The organism is Corynebacterium sp. NML130628, assembly GCF_001875665.1.
Lineage (GTDB): Bacteria > Actinomycetota > Actinomycetes > Mycobacteriales > Mycobacteriaceae > Corynebacterium.
In genome coordinates, this window is sequence record NZ_MLAL01000010.1 from 52,417 (window position 1) to 69,908 (window position 17,492).

Below are 17,492 nucleotides of genomic sequence, written 5' to 3' on the forward strand. Positions count from 1 at the left end.
CGCTCCCTACTTCCGCTCGCGGACCACACCGTTGACCTGTTCCAGCGTCCCGTGCTGGAAGTCAATCACCAGGCCACCGGCAGGGATCTCGCGCATATCCGAGGTTGGCCAGCCCATCGCGCCCTGCTCGTAGCCGCGCTTGCCCCACTCCTCGAAGATGTCGCCGTAGAGCACCACGTGCGCACCGGTCTCCGGCGACCAGTAAATGTTGCCCTTCTCGAACTGCTGGAAGAACCCGCCACGGATCGCAATCTCGTTGCTCTTCGGGTAGCCCAGCGCGCTCGTCGCCGTGCCCAGCTCGCCGTACTTCTCGGCGATCGCGCCGTGCACAATGTTGTGGCTCTTGTCCGGGTTACGGGTCAGGAACCCGCCCTGGAACTTTTGCACGTAGCCCTTGCCCACCTGGTTCGCCTCAGCGACCGGGTACTTCAGGTCGCCCGTCTCGTAGCCGTTCTCGCCCCAGGCCTTGAACATGTCACCAGGGATGGCGTACGCGCCGGTCTGCGGCGTCCAGTAAATCGAGCCATTCTCGAAGTGGACGAAGCGGCCAACGCCGTCCGGGGTCGTGGTCTCACCCGTGGTCGGGAAGCCGAGCCAGCCGGAGGCGCCGCCCAGCCCGTTGTACTTCGCCAAAATGGCGCCGAACAGCGGCTGCGCACCCGTCTTCGGGGACCAGAACGCCGTACCACCACGGAAGTCCTCAGCCTTACCCTTGCCACCAGCAACGTCGTACTCGTTATTTACGCAGCTGCCGATCACGCCAGACTTCGTCGCCTCCGCAATCGCACCCACCGGGTTACAATCCGAACCGCGATCCCCCTCCGCCATCGCCAACGCGTTCGCGATGTACGGCCACGCCTGCGTCATCTCAAACTGCCAGTACTCCCACGAGTGCACGCCCGACGGACGGAACTTCACAATCGGCTTCACCGGCGTCCGCGACGCGTAATCGACGAAGGTCTGCGTCGACAAGCGAGAAATAACCTCAAGCCCGACACCTGCCGGGTTCGCCGCACCCTTCGCCACCGACTCCGGATTACCAAAATCATCGCGACCCGAACCCGAAGACACGTACACCGACATGTCCTTCAGCGCCTCAATACCAAGCTTCGGATCGTGGTCAATCCAGTCCTGCGACCCAGCCGGCCCCCACATCGCCTCCGAGTCATAACCGCCAGCATCCATCTGCGCGGCCTTAATCGCCGTCGGCATACCTGTAGTCGTGGTGTCCAAGTAACCAGAGAAGGAACCCACAAACTTGAACAAGTGCGGGTTGCGCTCCGCCAAGTTCACCGCGGCAGTACCGCCCATCGAGATACCCACCACAGCGCGGCTGTTATTCGACCGGAACTCGTTGGTCAGCACCGGGACGAGCTCCTTCGTCAGGAACGTCTCCCACTTGTAGTTCTTCCCATTGTTCGGGCGCTGCCAATCCGAGTAGAACGAAGACTCACCGCCGACCGGCAGAATCACGTTCACGTTCTTATCCGCGTAGAACTGCTCAATATTCGTCTCGATGGTCCAACCGTTCTCATCATCACGAGCACGCAGACCATCCAACGCCCACACCTCAGGGAACTTCGCCTGCGGATTCGAATGCCAATCACGCGCCAGCAGGATCTGCACCTGCATCAGCTGCTCCGGCATCGCCGCCGAACGAATAAACACAGCCACACGGCGGTTCGTCAACCACTCAATGCGGTCCACGCTCACGCCCTCAGGCAGGCCCGGGATCTGCGGGTTCTTATCAACCTCAAGAGGCGTCCGCTTCGGCGGATCCGACGGCCGAATATTATCCGACAACCCACCACGGTTACTCGACAGCGGCAACGACGACTGCGCCGCAGCCGACGTCGACACCACCGGAACCAACGACGCCACCATCGGCACCGCCGCCGCAACAATCGCAGCCTTCTTCATCCGATTCATAGGGGAACGGGTCTCACGCATGAATTTCCTGCCTCAACTCTTCTTCCGGGCTTCCGCCATTTTTGGGGTGTGCACAACCAGCGCCGCGTGCTCTTCGGCAAACTCCGAGGGTTCCCCTCCCCCGGAATCAACCAGCGACGGCGCTAACAAATCACTCTAAAGGTTAAGTATGCCTTGAGAGTTTAGCCACCAGACACGCCGAAGCGCCACCAAGATATTTGCTTGGTGGGGAACTCCGCACCAAATTCCCCCGGTGAGAGTCGGCGACCTGGGAGTTTGCAGATCAGCGCGCGCGAATCCAGGAATTTGGTGCGCATAGGCGCTGGATAGACACCAAATTCCCTCCCGCGAGCAACACGACCTGGGGAAACGCGGAACCCACCCGCTCGAATCCTGGAATTTGGTGCGCAGATTGGGCGGACACCAAATTCTCTCGCCGACGAACCTCGACCTGGGGAAACGCGGAACCCACCCGCCCAAATCCTGGAATCTGGTGCGCAGCATCACAGCAGCGCAGCACTCATCAACCAAAAAAACCCCGCCAACCAAAGCTGACGGGGTTGACGGGGTCCAAAGAGCCCAAACGCCAGGAACTACCAGGCGTTCATCACGTCCAGGATGCGAGGCTTCGTGTACTCAAGCTGCTGTCCGAACTGTTCCCAGTTGTGCAGGCCAACAGGCGTGAACACGGCGGTGTGCTTGACACCGGTGACGGTTGCCTTGGTGCTCCACAAGCGGGTGGTGAAGTTCGCCACCATCTCGAGCGCGATACCGGAGGCCTTGTGCTGTGGCAGGTAGCGGTCGTCGCGGGCGGATGGTGTACCGCTTCCGGCGGAGACGTAGACGTCGCGGCCGCGGAGGTTACCCATGTTCAGGAATGGGTCGTTCTCGTAGCGGCGCGGGTCGAAGATGGAGCCCCACATGGCGTTGAGGTTGTAGAGGCCGCCGTCGAGGAGTGCGAGGCGCAGTGCGGTTTGGGCGCCGGGGATGGTGGTGGTGAGGTATCCCGAGTAGGACAGCACCTGGCGGAACTGCTGTGGGTGCAGCGCTGCGAGGTTGACCGCGGCGGTGCCACCCATGGACAGGCCGAGGATCGAGTTGTTCGTCGGCGAGACGCCGAAGTGGCTCTGCAGGTAGGCGGGCAGCTCCTTCGACAGGAAGGTGTCCCACTTGTAGGTCACTGGGCTGTTGAAGTTGTAGGTGGCCGGGGCGTTCCAGTCGGTGTAGAAGGAGGACTGGCCGCCGACCGGCATCACGAGGGTGATGTTGTGGTTGACAAAGGTGCGGGCAGCGTTGACATCTTGGACCCAGGCATTGGTCTGTTCGGTCGCGCGCAGGCCGTCGAGCATGTACAGCCCGGCGTTGCCGCCGCGCTGTGCGGGCTGGATCTGGACGGTGATGTGGCGTCCCATTGCTGGCGACCACACGGTGCAGCGCTGCACCCAGTAGCCGACGCGGTCCCACTCACACGTGCCGGTGGAGTCGGGGCGCAGCCAGTCGCGGTTGGCGGCCTGTGCCTGGGGTGCGGCGACGATCATCGAAAGTGCGGTGAGGAGTGCTACCACAAGGCCTAAGAGTCCGTGGCGGTTCTTCATACAGCGTTACCCTTTCTCAGCAGTTTGTTACCAAACTACACGGGCACCACTGTTGATTCCCAAATCCTCGCCTTGGCTGAGTCGTGCCTGTTCGTCCTCTGTGAGGTAACCAAGGTAGGTGGCGGGGTCGTCGGAAAGCTGGAGGGTCCTGCCTTTGCCCAGCGAGTATTTGATGTTCTTCCAGAAGCGTTCGCGGCTCATTGGTTCGCGGGAGGTGGCGAGCAGCTCCGCAATTTCGGGGCTACGGAGTGCGGCGCGGGCTTGGCGCGCTTCGTCATGGTCGATCCAGTCGGGGATCTTTGAGATGTCGGTGGCGGTGTCCGCGACTTGCCATTCGGCGGCGAGCTCCTTGTCGTGCCCGACGCGCCCTTCGGGGTCGCGCGGCATGCGGGCCGCGAGCGGTGTTGCGAGGCCGACGGTGTCGAGGACGCGGACGTCGAGGGGCGCGTTCATGCTGGTCATGCCGAGGTTGATCAGGTAGAGCGACATCGGGTACGCCTGCAATTCACTGTCGGTTTCGGGGACGCGGGGGCGCGGGAACCAGGCGTAGCGCTCCGGGTCGCGGCTGATGCGCCCGGGTGCGATTTGCGCGGCGCCGGCGTCGCGGGCCTCGACGACAACGTCTGCGTAGTTCGTCATGAGCTTGGAGCTGAGGAAGTCTTCGGCGTAGCGCGGTGGGTTCTGGGGGGCGCGGTTGACGGCCATGGTCCAGAATTCGCGCTCATCGACGATGCCGAGCTCTTTCGCCGTCCTGCTGTGAATATCATCGTCGAGCGGGTGGGCACGCACCACAATTATCGACGCCCACACCACCAACACCAGCGCAACCACCACGTTGAGGCGCGTCAGTGGGGCGGCCATCATCGGCAGCAGCAGCGCGAAGAGCGGCAGCAGCCACATGCGTCCGTGCATGAAGTCGCCGCCGACGCGTAGCACGTACAGGATGTGGATCAGCGCGCACCCCACGACGAGCGCCACGATGGCGGCGCGACGTCCGGTGACGAGGAGGCGTCGTAAAGAAATAAGGAGTACCGCGATGACCAGCAGGAGCGGCAGGTACAGCGCGTAGGGCCCGATGAAGTCCCAGGCGTACTTGGCGCCTTCGGCCCACTCGCTGCCGGAGGCGGACTTGGCCACTGCGGTGTGCGGGGTGAGCAGACCGTAGTAGCCCATGCGGAAGATCTGGCACGCGGCGGGCACGGGCAGCGCGGCCGCCAGGATGCCGAGCGTCTTGCGCGGCGAGTACACGAGCAGGACGAGGCCGGTGAGACCGCCGTAGAGCGCGAGCTCTGGGCGGACCAGCCACGACAGCCCGCACCAGAAGGCCAGCCAGTAGCCGACCACGGGGGCGGCGCGGCGTGCGGTGCCACCCGCCCACTGGACGAGCAGCGCCCACCACGCGGCCAGCCACAGCAGGGACAGGCCCCACTCAAGGCCGGAGGTGGCGAAGTCGCGCGCGGGCGGCAGGGCGAAGTAGACCAGGATGCCCAGCGGCACCACCGCCGCGGAGCGCCAGAACCTGCCCGCAGCGTAGGTGGCCAGCACCGCCGCGACGACCGTGCACAGCAGCGCGAGCCACATCGCGATGGTTTCCAGGCGGGCGTCGCTGACCATCGCGAACGCGGTGATCAAGTACTGCCACAGCGTGGAGGTGTTCGCCTCCACGCGCTCACCGGCATTGAAGACTGGGCCATTGCCGGCCAGCAGGTTGCGCACGGTGCGCAGGACGATGAGGCCGTCGTCAGACATCCAGCGCCTGGTCCACCCTCCCCAAAATGCGAACACGCCCGCAATGGCACACGACAGCAGCAGCGTCACCCGGGCGTTGATCTTCATTGCGCCAATGTTACTAAGCCAGCGCTGGCACCACGTAAACTGCCAGCACAATGCACAGGATCCAGGCCGCGGCCAGCATCTGCAGCACGCGGTCTTCCAGGGCAATCTCGTCAGGCGCGCCGCCGTGACCACCGTCGACCTTGGCGGCGTAGCGCAGGATCGCGATGACGAACGGCACCATCGAAATCTGATACCACACCGCAGCCGCGCCCTCGACCGCGTTGGAGAGCTGGAAGCCCCACAGGGCGTAGCTCATCACCACAGCGGTGGCGGACAGCGTCCACACGAAACGCAGGTAGGTGGCGGTGTAGCCCTCCAGGGCCTTGCGGATCTTCGCGCCCGTTTCCTCCGCCAGCAGCAGCTCCGCGTAGCGCTTCCCGGAAGCCATGAACAGCGAACCGAACGCCGCGACCAGCAAGAACCACTGCGACAGTTCAATGTTCGCCGCCACACCACCGGCCATGGTGCGCAGCATGAACCCGGACGACACCAGCGCGATGTCAATCACCGGGATGTGCTTCCAGCCGAAGCAGTAGCCCAGTTGCAGCGCAATATAGATGCCGATGACGAGGGAGAGGGCGAAGCCGTCCGTCGCAAAGAAAGAAAGGCCAAGCGCGGCGAGGATGAGCACCACCGCCATGGCGTAGGCGAGGTTGATCGGCAGCATGCCCGAGGCGATCGGGCGGAAGCGCTTCGTCGGGTGCTGACGGTCACTGTCCACGTCGCGGGCGTCGTTGACCAGGTAAATAGAGGAGGCGCCGAAGCAGAACACCACGAACGCCAACAGCACATCCAGCGCGGTGTGGGAGGTCCAGGCCTCCGTTCCCGCCGCCAGCGGAGCCGCCAACACCAGGACGTTCTTCACCCACTGCTTCGGGCGAAGGCCCTTCACCATCGCATCGGGAAGATTCTTAGGCGGGACGCGGACCTGCTGGTAGTCGACGCCCTCGGTGTGGGGCTCCGGCTTCAAAAAGGGTTCGTGCGGTTGCGTGTTGCTCACTTCAGCTGCCTTTCCACCTCGATCGTCGCTTTGGCGCACCCGGCGCCGAGCAAAGCACCGACAATAGTATCCGTCGGGTAGTGGACGCCAAGGAGGTTGCGGGAGAACATCATCACTGGCACCAGCAGCAGCGGCCACTTCTTGCCCGTGATGTCCATCAGGTGTACCGCGGCCGCGCCCGTGTTCGTCGCATGCGAGCTCGGGAACGAGAGTTTCGACGGGGTGGCCACGCCAATGTTCACGCGAGGGTCATGCGGCCTTGGGCGGCGCACAATCCGCTTCACGACGACGCTCGCCGCGTGCGCCACGAACGTGCCCACGCCCAGCGCCAGCCACTTCGAGCGCCTCTTTGTATCGACGCCCGCCCCGAGCCCCGCGACGGCCAACCAGCCAAGGTCGTGCTCGCCGAAGTGGCTCAAACCCCTGGCAGCCTTGACTGCCGCCGGGGAGTACGCCGCGTTCTGGATCGCGACGAGGATATCAGCTTCACGCTTGCTCATCGAACACCTTCCCCCAGTTCTCTGCGCTGGTCAGCGCCGGTTTCGCGGCTGCGTACTGCTGGCGCAGCTCCTGCCAGCGCTCCTTGATCTCTTCCTGCAGCGCCTTGGTTTCGCGCAGCAGGTCGTCGGCAAGCGCCTTGTTGCGCTTGCGGAACGCTACACCCGTGCCTCCCGCCGTGGCCACCGTCGCCGAGTCGAGGCGGGCCAGCGTGAACCAGCGGGCCTCCTCCGCGGTGAGGTTGAGCTGCGGTGCCTCCCAGTGCTCCTGGTTCTCCTGGGTGAACTGGTGGCGCAGCGCCTTGACTGCCCACGGGATCTTCTTTAGCTTGGCCAGACGCCCGCCGATGTTCTTGGTGGGCACGCCCGGCGCGCCCGTCGGCGCGGGCAGCTCGGTTGCGGAGGCGAGGACCTTGGCGTCGTCGTAGTTGGCGCGGATCTTCTGGATGCGCGGCAGTGAGGTCTCAAGGATGTCGAAGAGTTGGTCCGGCCCGGCGAGGAAGTCCTTCATGGCTTCCAGCTGGATGGCCATGGTGGAGTACTCCATGCACATGATGTGCTTGTAGGTGGACTTCAGCATGTTCTTCAGCATCGCGTCCGGGGCCTCCGGGCCGTACAGTGAGGCGACGATGAGGCGGTTGCGCATGTGGAAGTACGCCTGCCAGTCGATGGCGTCGTCCTTATCGGCCCAGGCCATGTGCCAGATGGCGACGCCCGGCCACGTGACCGTCGGGAAGCCGGCCTGCTTGGCGCGCAGGGCGTACTCGTTGTCGTCCCACTTGATGAACAGCGGCATCGGCAGCCCAAGCTTCTTCGTGACGGCGCGCGGGAAGAGGTTCATCCACCAGCCGTTGTAGTCCACATCGACGCGGCGGTGCAGGGCACGCGACGTCGTCTTGCGCGGGTCCAGCTCCTCCTCTTCGGTGCCCAGGTAGCCCAGCGGGTACTTGGCAAAGTCGTGGTCGTACACCGCGTGCTCCGCGGCGCGGAACATGAACACATCCTTATCGACGGCCTCTCCCGTCGTCCGCAACTGCGACCGGTCCTGCAGGTTCAACATCTGGCCACCGACCAGGATCGGGGCCTTCGCGTAGCGGGCGGCCTGCACCGCGCGCAGGATCGAATCCGGTTCGATGGCGATGTCGTCGTCCATGTAGAGGATGTATGGGGCGTCCGTGGTGCGCAGCGCCTCGTACATGATGCGGCCGTAGCCGCCCGAGCCACCTAGGTTGCCCTGGCGGAAGATCTGCAGCTTGCCCTGCAGGTTCTTCTCCGCCTCCTTGAAGTCCGGCAGGTCCGCCGGGTGCTGATCGCCCTGGTCAGGCATCAGCACATCGGAGATCGATTCGAGCACAAAGGGGTCCTCTGCCAGCGCGTGCAGGGCGTTGACGGCGTCGCGAGGCCTATTGAACGTCGGGATACCCACCGCGACCTGCTTCGGCTCCGGGCCGGTAGTGCTGCCGTCCGGCATCGTCTGGGCCGCAGGCTCCTTGTCGGAGAACCAGCCCGCGTTGCGGATCGTCGTGTCGGACTCCGCCGTGACGTCGAACCACAGCCAGCCGCCGTCCTCGAAGTTGCGCAGCGGCAGCACGACCTCCAGCACGCCGTCGCTCGCCTCGGCGTTTTGGACAGCGATGCGCTTGCCGTCGTACTTCGAGCGGTAGATGGAGACAGTCGCCTGCCCCTCAACCTCCATCGCCAGCACAACGTTTTCCAGCTGCGACCAGCGCCGCCAATAGGATGCCGGGAACGCGTTGAAGTACGTCTCGAAGGAAACTTCCTCCCCGGCGGGGATGGATACGCTCGTCCGGTCCGCCCACGTCAAGCGCTGCTTGTTCTGCTCTGCCTCAATGAGGTACAGCATGCGGACGTCGTGCGGTTCGCCCTTCTTCGGCATCAGCACTCGCTGAAGGACTTCTACTGCAGTCGTGGTTTCCACAGGTCTCACTTTCGGTGCCTAATTCAAGTTTCGCCCTAAGCGTAGTGCGTTGAGAGCCGCCGGTGCATGTTCGGCGCTCTCATACGTGGTGCGCATAAAAATCTGGCGGGCACCAACCCTCTCGTTGGTGCCCGCCAGTTCGCGTTCGCGCTGCTTTAGTTCGATGCGCGGTCGATCGCCTCAAGGATCGTGCGCGTATCGTACGTGAGCAAGTATTTGAGGAACTTCATGACACTCTCCCTTCGGTTTTCATTTACTTTGTTGACCGTTTGTTAACTTGCTGTTCACTTTAAAGAATTAGTGGGTGGAAGTCAAGCATTTATTTTCACCCACTATCCTCCTTTTACGTTTCCGCAGGCCACGGCAGCTTTTCGACGCCCCCTTCGTTACCCCTGTGACTGGTGTGAAACTGTGCTAGGTTGCAACCATGAACCGCAAAGCCCTCGGAGCACTCGCCGCCTACTGCTGCGTCGTCATTGCGTTAACAATGTGTAAAGCGTTTTTCCGCATCGGCTACCTCTGGGACCCGGCCAACCAACGCCGCCGCGGCCTCTCGTTACAGCCCCTCGCCGAGCTTCACGACGCCCAATCCTGGTTCGCGCCCCTCTTCGGCTACGGCGGCAACATTGCCTTCTTCATCCCCGTCGGCGTGCTCGCATACGTCGCCTTCCGCGACGCCCGCTGGGCCGCCCTGTTCGGGTTCGGGCTGAGTGTGGCCGTCGAAACGGGACAATACCTCTTCGCGCTCGGCTATTCAGATATCGACGACCTCCTCATGAACACCGTAGGCACCCTGGTGGGCGTCGGCATCGCCCGCGCATGCGGCCCGCGACTGCACAGCTTTTGGATCGTGCTGGGCTACACGGTACCGCTCTGCTTCCTCGGTCTCATGCTCGCCGGCGAACGCCTCGGCGACCCCACCAAGGTCACCGAAGTCTACTGACATGCACTAGCCTTGCAACCATGGATTTTGTGATTGGCGGGGCAGGAATTTTACTCTCCGCGTTCGCGGTGATGTTCATCGCAGGCTCGACGGGCGCCATCAGTGCCGCCGCCTGCGCGATCATAGGCGTAGTGTTCCTTATTAAAGGTGCGCAACGCTAAGTTGATTCCTATGCTTCACCGTGTAAAACGTGCCTGCAGCGCCGTCGCCGCCGCCACGCTCTTCTCCCTGACCGCCATCGTCGCGTCCGCAACGCCCGCTTCTGCGCTAGACGTCTACTCCGGAGACTTCATCATGCTGCAGCACGCAAATGGTGCGACGAACCAGTGCAGCCTGACCACCGTCGCCCGGCGTGGCGACGCCCTCTACGGCATCACCGCAGGCCACTGCCTGCGCGGACGAGTGACTCGAGTTCTTGCCTCCGACGGCCGCACGCCGATCGCCTCAAACATGGCCGACTCGGGCTTTGTGGAACGGGGCAAAGTGATCGGCGAACCAGTGGACGACATCGGCTGGTTCCGCCTCGACCCCCATGTGCGCTACGCCCACGCCATGCGCGGCGGCAGCCTGACCACCGGCCTCCTGAATGTGGACACACCACTCATCAACGCGTGGCGGAGCGTGTTTCCCGTCCGGCCAGTTGCAGGACGCGCGCCAGTCACCGCCGCCCGGCCCGGCAGCTTCATCTGCAAAGACGGCAGCCGCACCGGCCGCACCTGCGGCTTCGTATTCAACGTGTACCCGCACAGCGGCGAGATCGTCGCGTTCCTCCCAGCAACGTCCGGGGATTCAGGCTCACCCGCCTACATCATGGAACCCGGCGGTAAGGCCCGCCTCGTCGGGGTACTCAGCGGCGTCGGATTCGGACAAACAGTCATCGACGCCATCGACCCCCTCCCAGCCGGACTGTACTAAGCAGCATCACGGTACCGACGGGAATAAGGAACACACAAAGGTTAATAATCGGCAGCGGCATCCCCGCCCGATATTCCTCCCATCGTGCCGCCGCCATCGAACCCCACCCGACCACCAGGCACACCGCGGCAACCCACACGGCCACAATTGCCTTTCTGTAGCCGCGCCCTCGCGCGGCTTGCGTGAACCAGGCCGCTCCGCCCAGCGCGAGCAGCACGGTGACCGCCTCCACGATGCCGGAGGCCAAGGTCATGGCGATGAAGTCCACGGAGTTGCCGAGCAGGACCTGCGTACCTATATCTAGCGCGAGGCACACAACCATCGCCGTCGCGTACGTCCGGAGAATGCTTCGAGGTTCCATGTGCACATGGTACAGAGGTTTGCCGTCCTGTCCCTTCGGAATGGTTCCCCATTATGTTTGCGGCGGCACTTGCTGCGTTTATCGCTACGTTTAATGAAACGTTCCTCAACGTCGGCTTCACCAACATCATGGCCGACTTCAACATTGGCGTCTCGACTGTCCAGTGGCTCGCCACGGCATACATGCTGGGCGCGGCCGTCATGACGCCTACCGCCGGCTTCTTCATCCGCCGCTTCAATACGAAGCCGCTGTATCTTGCAATGACGTCCACGTGGATCGTTGGTGGCGTCATCACCTCGACGGCCCCGAACTTCGCGGTGCTTCTGGTTGGCCGCGTGCTTCAATCTGTTGGCACTGGCCTGTTGGTGCCGGTCGGCATGATGATCGCGCTGACTGTCGTACCGCGCCCCAAGCTTGGCACGTTCATGGGCCTGATGGGCGCGATGACGACGCTCGGCCCCTCGGTGGCTATCTTGGCCTCAGGCATGATCTTGGAGTTTTCGACGTGGCGTGCCCTGTGCTGGGCGTTCACTATCCTGGCGGTCATCGTGTTCCTGGTTGGCCTGGCTACGGTGTACAACATCTCCGACGACGTGAAGGCGACGCTTGATGTGCCGTCGGTAACGCTGGTGGCGCTCGCGCTGTTAGGCATGCTCTACGGCATTTCCACGATCTTCGGCCCGGCGAAGCTGGCGGCCGTCGTCTCGCTGATCGTGGGCATCGTAGCGCTCGCACTGTTTGTGAAGCGCCAAAACGCTATCGCAGACCCCCTCGTCAACCTCACGCCGTTGTCGGTCTTCCCGTTCACCGCGGGCGTGATCATTAACGTTGTTGCGCTGATCATTGTGTTCTCCATGAACATCCTGATCCCGATGCACCTGCAGTCGGTGCAAGGCACGACTGGTTTGCAGGCGTCGCTCGTGCTCTTCCCGGCGATCCTGCTGGCGGTCATCTTCGGGCCAGTAGCAGGCAAGATCTACGACGCCAAAGGTGCCAAGCTCATCCTCCCGCTGGGCATGCTTCTGATGGCCGTGTTCACGCTGGCGGCGTCGTGGGCGATGGGCCAGGACACCCTGTGGATCATCACTGTGCTGTATATGCCCGCGATTCTCGGCTCAGCGCTGGCAATCGGCCCGGTGCAATCGTTCTCCCTGTCGTCGCTGCCGCGCGCGATGACCCCACACGGCGTCACCATCTTTTCGACGTCCTTCCAGATCGCCGGCTGCGTCGGCACCGCTTTGTCGACCGGTATCTACGGCGCGTTCGTTGCCTCCGGCAACGGTGCCGACGTCGCCGCGAACCGCGGCTTCCTCGTCGTCGGCGGTGTCCTGTTCGTGCTCGCGCTGATCGCGGTGGTGCTCGGGTGGACCGGCACCCGCGCGACCGCGCCTGCCCAGGAGCCTGTGTCCCCAGCGTCCCCAGCGTCCCGAGTCTCCGACACGCTGGTGGCGAAGCTCATGCAGGAAGACATCTACGCCCTGTCCCCGAATGACACGATTCGCCAAGCCCTCCACGTGTTCGTCGACAAGAGGATCTCCGGCGCACCGCTCCTCGACGCCAACCGCAAGCTGGCGGGCTTCGTCTCCGACGGCGACGTACTCAACGTGATCGGCGACTCCGTCCCAGCCTTCACCACTCCGTACGCGCTGCTCGCGCACAACGACTCGACAGAGTTCGGCACCGACGTCGCCGCCGTCCTCGACAGGCCGATCGCCTCCATCGCGACCAAGTCCGTCATCACCGTCGTAGGCATCATCAACCGTTCCGACATCAACCGCTACCTCGTCTCGACGTTCATCGCCCCGTCGGAGTGAAAACCGAATACTTTCTGCTAATGGGTAGGATTGGATTAAATGAGTAATTCGCTGGCCACCCTTTGAGGTGGCTCCGCACCCAAGCAAAGGCAGAAAAGTGAACAGCCGACAGCACCCAACATTTGTTTCGACTTTGTGGGCAACCTTATTTACCGTGCTTCTATTGATAATGGGGGGGGATTAGTCTCCCCCAAAGCCGCGGTAGCTGAACCCCCAACACCCCCTGAGCGGCAGGTCCAGAAGTGCTACGACGAGGGACGCATCCTGTACTGCGAGCCGGACACTCTGCAAGCGCTCATCAACCAAGCAGGTGCGACACCAACCCGGATTGAGATCGGAAACGGGACCGAAACCCTCGTGACCAAAACCTTGGTCATCCCGGCAGGTGCAGACATCGAGCTGGTGGACACCAACATTGTCCAGTGGAGCTCCAGCACCAACATCACTCGCGAGGACGGCGACTTCACCGGCAGCCTCATCCACGTTGAGAAGGGTGGCAAACTCACCCTTTCTGACGGCACCGGCAACGGCGAGGGGATCATTATTGACTCGCGTGCACAATACGAAAACGTGGTGAAGGGCAGCTCCTTCTCCCCCACTATCACCGTGGAAGGCGAGCTGGTGATGAACGCCGGCACCATCAAGGGTGCCCGAAAGATGAGCAGCATCGGCGAAGGCGCAGTTACTGTCAAAGGTAAGGACGCAAAGTTCACACTCAACAACGGAAAAATCACCGACAACCAGCGCAAGGAAGGCAGCCAGTTCGGCGCCGCGAACGTCGCACTTACCGACGGCGCCACCATGGTGATGAACGGCGGTGAGATTTCCAAGGGCCTGTCCCACTACAGCCCCTACGCATACGGCGAAGCCGGCGGCATCGGCGTCTTCAGCGGTGCCCACCTGACCATCAACGGCGGCACGCTCACCGAAAACACGGGTTGGGCCGGAAACATCAACGTCAGCCACTGGCTCGACGTAAGCAACGTGAAGCCTGGCGACGACACGTCGGACACACGCTCCACGCTGGAATTCAACGACGGCGCCATCACCAACGGAAAGGCAGCTTTTGCTGGCGGCGGCATTAACATTTTCGGCAATGCGGACGTCACTATGAATGGCGGCACCATCGACGGCAACTTCGCACCGAACGGCGGCGGTGTCAACGCGATGGACATGTACATCAACGGCGACCCGCGCACCTGGAAAGAGATCGACTCAGACGGCAGCAACTGGACGAAGAAGCACTTCGGCGAACGTAGGCCTGAAGAGTGGACAAAGATTTCCCCCGCCGGTTTCACCATGAACGGCGGCAGCATTACTAACAACAGCACTACCCGCACTGGCGGTGGTGTCAACGTCATCTCGAACGCCGTACACCTCAATGCCGGCTTGATCGAGGGAAACAGTGCCGACAATCAGGGCGGCGGCGTCTACGTCGCAACGAAGTCGTACACAGGCAACTTCATGGACACCCTCATCACCGACAACAAAGTGGCCCCCGGTAACTTCGCTGCCTTCGGCGGCGGCATTTGGCTCTGCCCAACAGGCAGCTTGATCACGTATGTCACGAACGGCGTGGCCATATTCGATAACCAAAGCCCTCGCACTTCGTCGGTCCCGCACTGGGGTGACGATCTCGCACATGACAACCTTGGATCTGCTCACGAAGCCCGTATCCGCATCAATCCGCGGATGCTCGGCGGCGGCGAACCAAGCTACTATAAGGATGGTTCACAGTCGTCGAATGGCACCCGGTTCTCCCCGGAAAACCCGGGCAAACAGCAGATCTTCGACGGCTCTGGGAGGGAGTCCGACGATAACGCGGACTACCGCGACGCCATTTCGAACGAAGGTCTAAAAACCATCGTCGACCCTGAGGCGAAAGAAGCGGCGAAGTCCTGGGCACAACTGAAAATCCAGAGGAACTCGGCACCACGCGGTGCCGGTGTCGGTTCAAACGGCGGGCTCAGCTTCGGTACCCCCGGAACCACCCAGGTGAAAGTGACCAAGGCGTGGAAGGACGCTGCTGGCAAGGACCTCGCCGAAGATAAGAAGGTTCCCATCAAGGTCCAGCTTGTTGGAAAAATTGGCGACGCCAAGTTCTATGTTGGCCAGCCAGCCGAACTCAACGCTGACAACAAGTGGACGTACGTCTTCACCGACCTGCCGAAGACGAAGACCGTCGACGGCAAACAGGTCGAGATCCAGTACTTGGTTGAAGAGCAGGGCATCGAAAGTACCGGCACCGTCACAATGGAAGGCAACGCGAAGGACGGCCTGACGCTGAGCGCACCATCTGCAAAATCAACGGTGCAGGTGCAACTGCTGGAGTCAGCTGCAGGTATGCCGAAAACCCCGGTGGGCGAACCTATCATGCTCAATGCCGAGAACGGCTGGAAGCACACTTTCGAGGGGCTTCCAGAAACGAAGGATGTGCGTGGCGACGGCACCATGGCGCCGCTTACCTACTCCTTCAGGGAAATCGGTGTAGCTGGATTCATGACGTCTATTCACGGTAATGCACAAGACGGATTCACCATCGACAACACGCATATCCCGCCACCAGTAACAACAACAGTGACGACGACAACAACCCCGCCCGCGGTAACAACGACGGTGACCCCGCCCCCGGTGACGACGACAACGACACCGCCTGCGGTAACAACGACGCAGACCACGACGGCAACCACCACAACCACTCCACCCGCCGTAACGACTACTCCGCCTGCGGTAACGACAACGCAGACCACGACGGCAACCACCACGACGACTCCGCCCGCCGTGACAACAACCCCGCCCGTGGTGACGACAACGCAGACCACGACGGCAACCACCACAACCACTCCACCCGCGGTGACAACGACCCCACCCGCGGTGACGACGACTGCTACACCGCCGACTGTGATCACTACGACTACTCCGCCTGCGGTAACGACGACGAAGACTACAACGGCGACCACCACGACAACGACGCCGTCGACCGTCTCAACGACGTCAACCACAACGGCGACTCCACCCGTGGTGACCACGACCAAGACCACTACCGCAACCCCACCGACGGTAACCACGACGGCGACCCCGCCGACGGTGACCACAACGGCGACCCCGGATAATCCACGTCCGTCACTCGCTCGTACCGGTGCGAATGTGGGTGTGACCGTCGCGCTGGCACTTGCACTGATCGGATCGGGTTTGGTGCTTATCCGACGCAAACGGTCCTAAGCTGAGGAAGGTGCGTAGTCGCCTGGCATGAGTGGCCCTGGAACTTGGTGAGCTCCAGGGCCACTGGTCTATGTTGACCAGGGCTTCCCCGTCACCAGAGGTGGGAGCCTTCGTTGTCTATATCCGCGCGGGTACTCATCCGTTAAACTCTGACGCAATGGTTTCAACCCGCCGCTTCGTCTGAGGGGAATAACATGCGTAGGCCTTACTACAGGACATCACGTGGACGCGTCATTGCAGGGGTCTGTGCAGGGCTCGCAGAACGCTACGGCCGTAAACCAGAAACAATCCGTTCGTGGTACGTAGTAGCGCAACTATTTGGCGTGCCCATCATTGCCACCTATATTCTCCAGTGGTTGTTGTATCCGCTCGACGATAATCCTGAGCCTCCAGAACCTGAGCAACCTGCAGGGTGACCAGCCAAGAGACGAGGCGGCGTGCCAGGTACCGCGCCCCCCTCACCCACCCGAATCTATTGGCAACATCCTGCACGTACAGGTGCAATCCCGTACATTTATGGCATATCTCTTAGTAGCTCCATGCCGCTAGGTTTTCCGACCATACGACAGACAAGTTCGCGGGGCGCCGATATGTTTCATTTCCTTCCGTTACTAGCCATTCTTCTCGACTACTTCCTCGAATTTCCTGATACATCATCGGAGCCTGAGACACCACTAGCGAGCATCATCAGCGTCTTCGGGACGTTTTCGGCGTTGGTGTTTGGAATAGCGGCGCTACTCTTGCGGCCACTACCCCGGAAGTTTTCAATTATTGCCAGTGCTGGCGGCCTGCTGGGCCTCATCGCAATCATCGTCCCCATAGTCCTTGCCCCCAGCCCAGAATCCTTTATGCACGTCTGGATACCACTCCCAGCGGGGTTACTACTCGCAGGAATCTACGTCCTCATCATTTCCCGTATAGAGCAGACCAATCCCTCGTTCGTGCTCCGCCAAGATACGAGCAGGCTGTCAATCCCCGGCGCGATCACGGCAGCCTTTCTCATTCTCGCTGCGTGGCGGCTCATTACTGCCCATGCGTGGCCGTACCCCGAGACAATCTTGGTAGGCGCCGTGTGCGCCCTGGCCACGCTCGTGTTTTATGAGATGAATTGGAAATTCTTAGTTGGCGCAGTGGTCATTATCCAAGCTGCGCAAATATTTTATGCCGTACTTCCGCTCGAGGCATACATGCTCTATGAAGCATGCACCGCCGTCAAGGCCGCTTGCGTTCTCGAGATTATCCGCGCAGGCATCCGCGCACGCCTACTGAAGCAAGCAACGCGCAGCGAATCCCGCGTAGCCACTGAGGAATAACTGGGGTTGCCCGCAAATCGTGGACACGTAGTGGGGCTACCTAGTGTTTAGGCAGCTATTTCTTTTCTACTGGTGGTTAGACCAATGTGGTTTTCGAAGTCGACGGGGCTGACCATTCCTAGTGCAGA

The 17,492-nt window shown here is 62.0% G+C and carries 14 protein-coding genes; 7 read left to right on the top strand and 7 right to left on the bottom strand.

Annotation, left to right across the window (positions count from 1 at the left end):
• Positions 1-6: 6 nt before the first annotated feature.
• From BJP07_RS01520 to BJP07_RS01545, 6 genes are all read right to left on the bottom strand, one after another.
• Positions 7-1,950: an alpha/beta hydrolase-fold protein gene (locus tag BJP07_RS01520; RefSeq protein WP_071565731.1), complete on the bottom strand. Its 1,944-nt coding sequence runs from the start codon at positions 1,948-1,950 to the stop codon at positions 7-9.
• A gap of 572 nt (positions 1,951-2,522) precedes the next feature.
• Entirely contained in the window at positions 2,523-3,524 is a 1,002-nt protein-coding gene (locus BJP07_RS01525; protein ID WP_071565732.1) for an alpha/beta hydrolase family protein, read from the bottom strand.
• Positions 3,525-3,551: 27 nt separating this feature from the next.
• Positions 3,552-5,360: a hypothetical protein gene (locus BJP07_RS01530; protein ID WP_071565733.1), complete on the bottom strand. Its 1,809-nt coding sequence runs from the start codon at positions 5,358-5,360 to the stop codon at positions 3,552-3,554.
• Between the two features lie 13 nt (positions 5,361-5,373).
• Positions 5,374-6,360 (bottom strand): decaprenyl-phosphate phosphoribosyltransferase, encoded by a 987-nt coding sequence (locus BJP07_RS01535; RefSeq protein ID WP_071565734.1) that lies wholly within the window; start codon positions 6,358-6,360, stop codon positions 5,374-5,376.
• The gene (locus tag BJP07_RS01540; protein WP_071565735.1) at positions 6,357-6,860 is read right to left on the bottom strand and encodes a phosphatase PAP2 family protein; all 504 of its coding nucleotides are present in this window, start codon (positions 6,858-6,860) and stop codon (positions 6,357-6,359) included. Before BJP07_RS01540 ends, BJP07_RS01535 begins: the two co-directional genes overlap by 4 nt.
• Positions 6,847-8,796 (bottom strand): glycosyltransferase, encoded by a 1,950-nt coding sequence (locus BJP07_RS01545; protein ID WP_255365892.1) that lies wholly within the window; start codon positions 8,794-8,796, stop codon positions 6,847-6,849. Before BJP07_RS01545 ends, BJP07_RS01540 begins: the two co-directional genes overlap by 14 nt.
• Before the next feature lie 427 nt (positions 8,797-9,223).
• Here BJP07_RS01545 and BJP07_RS01550 point away from each other — a divergent pair, with 427 nt between their 5' ends.
• Genes BJP07_RS01550 through BJP07_RS01555 form a run of 3 tightly spaced genes read left to right on the top strand, consistent with a single transcriptional unit; the run spans position 9,224 to position 10,654 of the window.
• Positions 9,224-9,739, top strand: coding sequence for a VanZ family protein (locus BJP07_RS01550; RefSeq protein WP_071565736.1), 516 nt, complete (start codon positions 9,224-9,226; stop codon positions 9,737-9,739).
• Positions 9,740-9,759: 20 nt separating this feature from the next.
• Positions 9,760-9,900, top strand: coding sequence for a hypothetical protein (locus BJP07_RS11140; protein ID WP_177222494.1), 141 nt, complete (start codon positions 9,760-9,762; stop codon positions 9,898-9,900).
• Positions 9,901-9,910: 10 nt separating this feature from the next.
• Positions 9,911-10,654, top strand: coding sequence for a hypothetical protein (locus tag BJP07_RS01555; RefSeq protein ID WP_071565737.1), 744 nt, complete (start codon positions 9,911-9,913; stop codon positions 10,652-10,654).
• Here the strand turns inward: BJP07_RS01555 and BJP07_RS01560 are convergent.
• Positions 10,614-11,015 (bottom strand): hypothetical protein, encoded by a 402-nt coding sequence (locus BJP07_RS01560; protein WP_071565738.1) that lies wholly within the window; start codon positions 11,013-11,015, stop codon positions 10,614-10,616. The genes BJP07_RS01555 and BJP07_RS01560 overlap by 41 nt on opposite strands.
• A 53-nt stretch (positions 11,016-11,068) precedes the next feature.
• Here BJP07_RS01560 and BJP07_RS01565 point away from each other — a divergent pair, with 53 nt between their 5' ends.
• The 4 genes from BJP07_RS01565 to BJP07_RS01580 all read left to right on the top strand — a co-directional run bounded on the left by BJP07_RS01565 (position 11,069) and on the right by BJP07_RS01580 (position 17,364).
• Positions 11,069-12,829 (top strand): MFS transporter, encoded by a 1,761-nt coding sequence (locus BJP07_RS01565; RefSeq protein WP_071565739.1) that lies wholly within the window; start codon positions 11,069-11,071, stop codon positions 12,827-12,829.
• 135 nt (positions 12,830-12,964) lie between these two features.
• The gene (locus BJP07_RS01570) at positions 12,965-16,051 is read left to right on the top strand and encodes a Cna B-type domain-containing protein (RefSeq protein ID WP_218160237.1); all 3,087 of its coding nucleotides are present in this window, start codon (positions 12,965-12,967) and stop codon (positions 16,049-16,051) included.
• A gap of 194 nt (positions 16,052-16,245) precedes the next feature.
• A complete protein-coding gene (locus tag BJP07_RS01575) occupies positions 16,246-16,467 on the top strand; it encodes a PspC domain-containing protein (protein WP_071565740.1) in 222 nt (73 codons plus the stop codon).
• 174 nt (positions 16,468-16,641) lie between these two features.
• Complete coding sequence (locus tag BJP07_RS01580; RefSeq protein WP_071565741.1) at positions 16,642-17,364, top strand: hypothetical protein; 723 nt, start codon at positions 16,642-16,644, stop codon at positions 17,362-17,364.
• Positions 17,365-17,492: the final 128 nt, after the last annotated feature.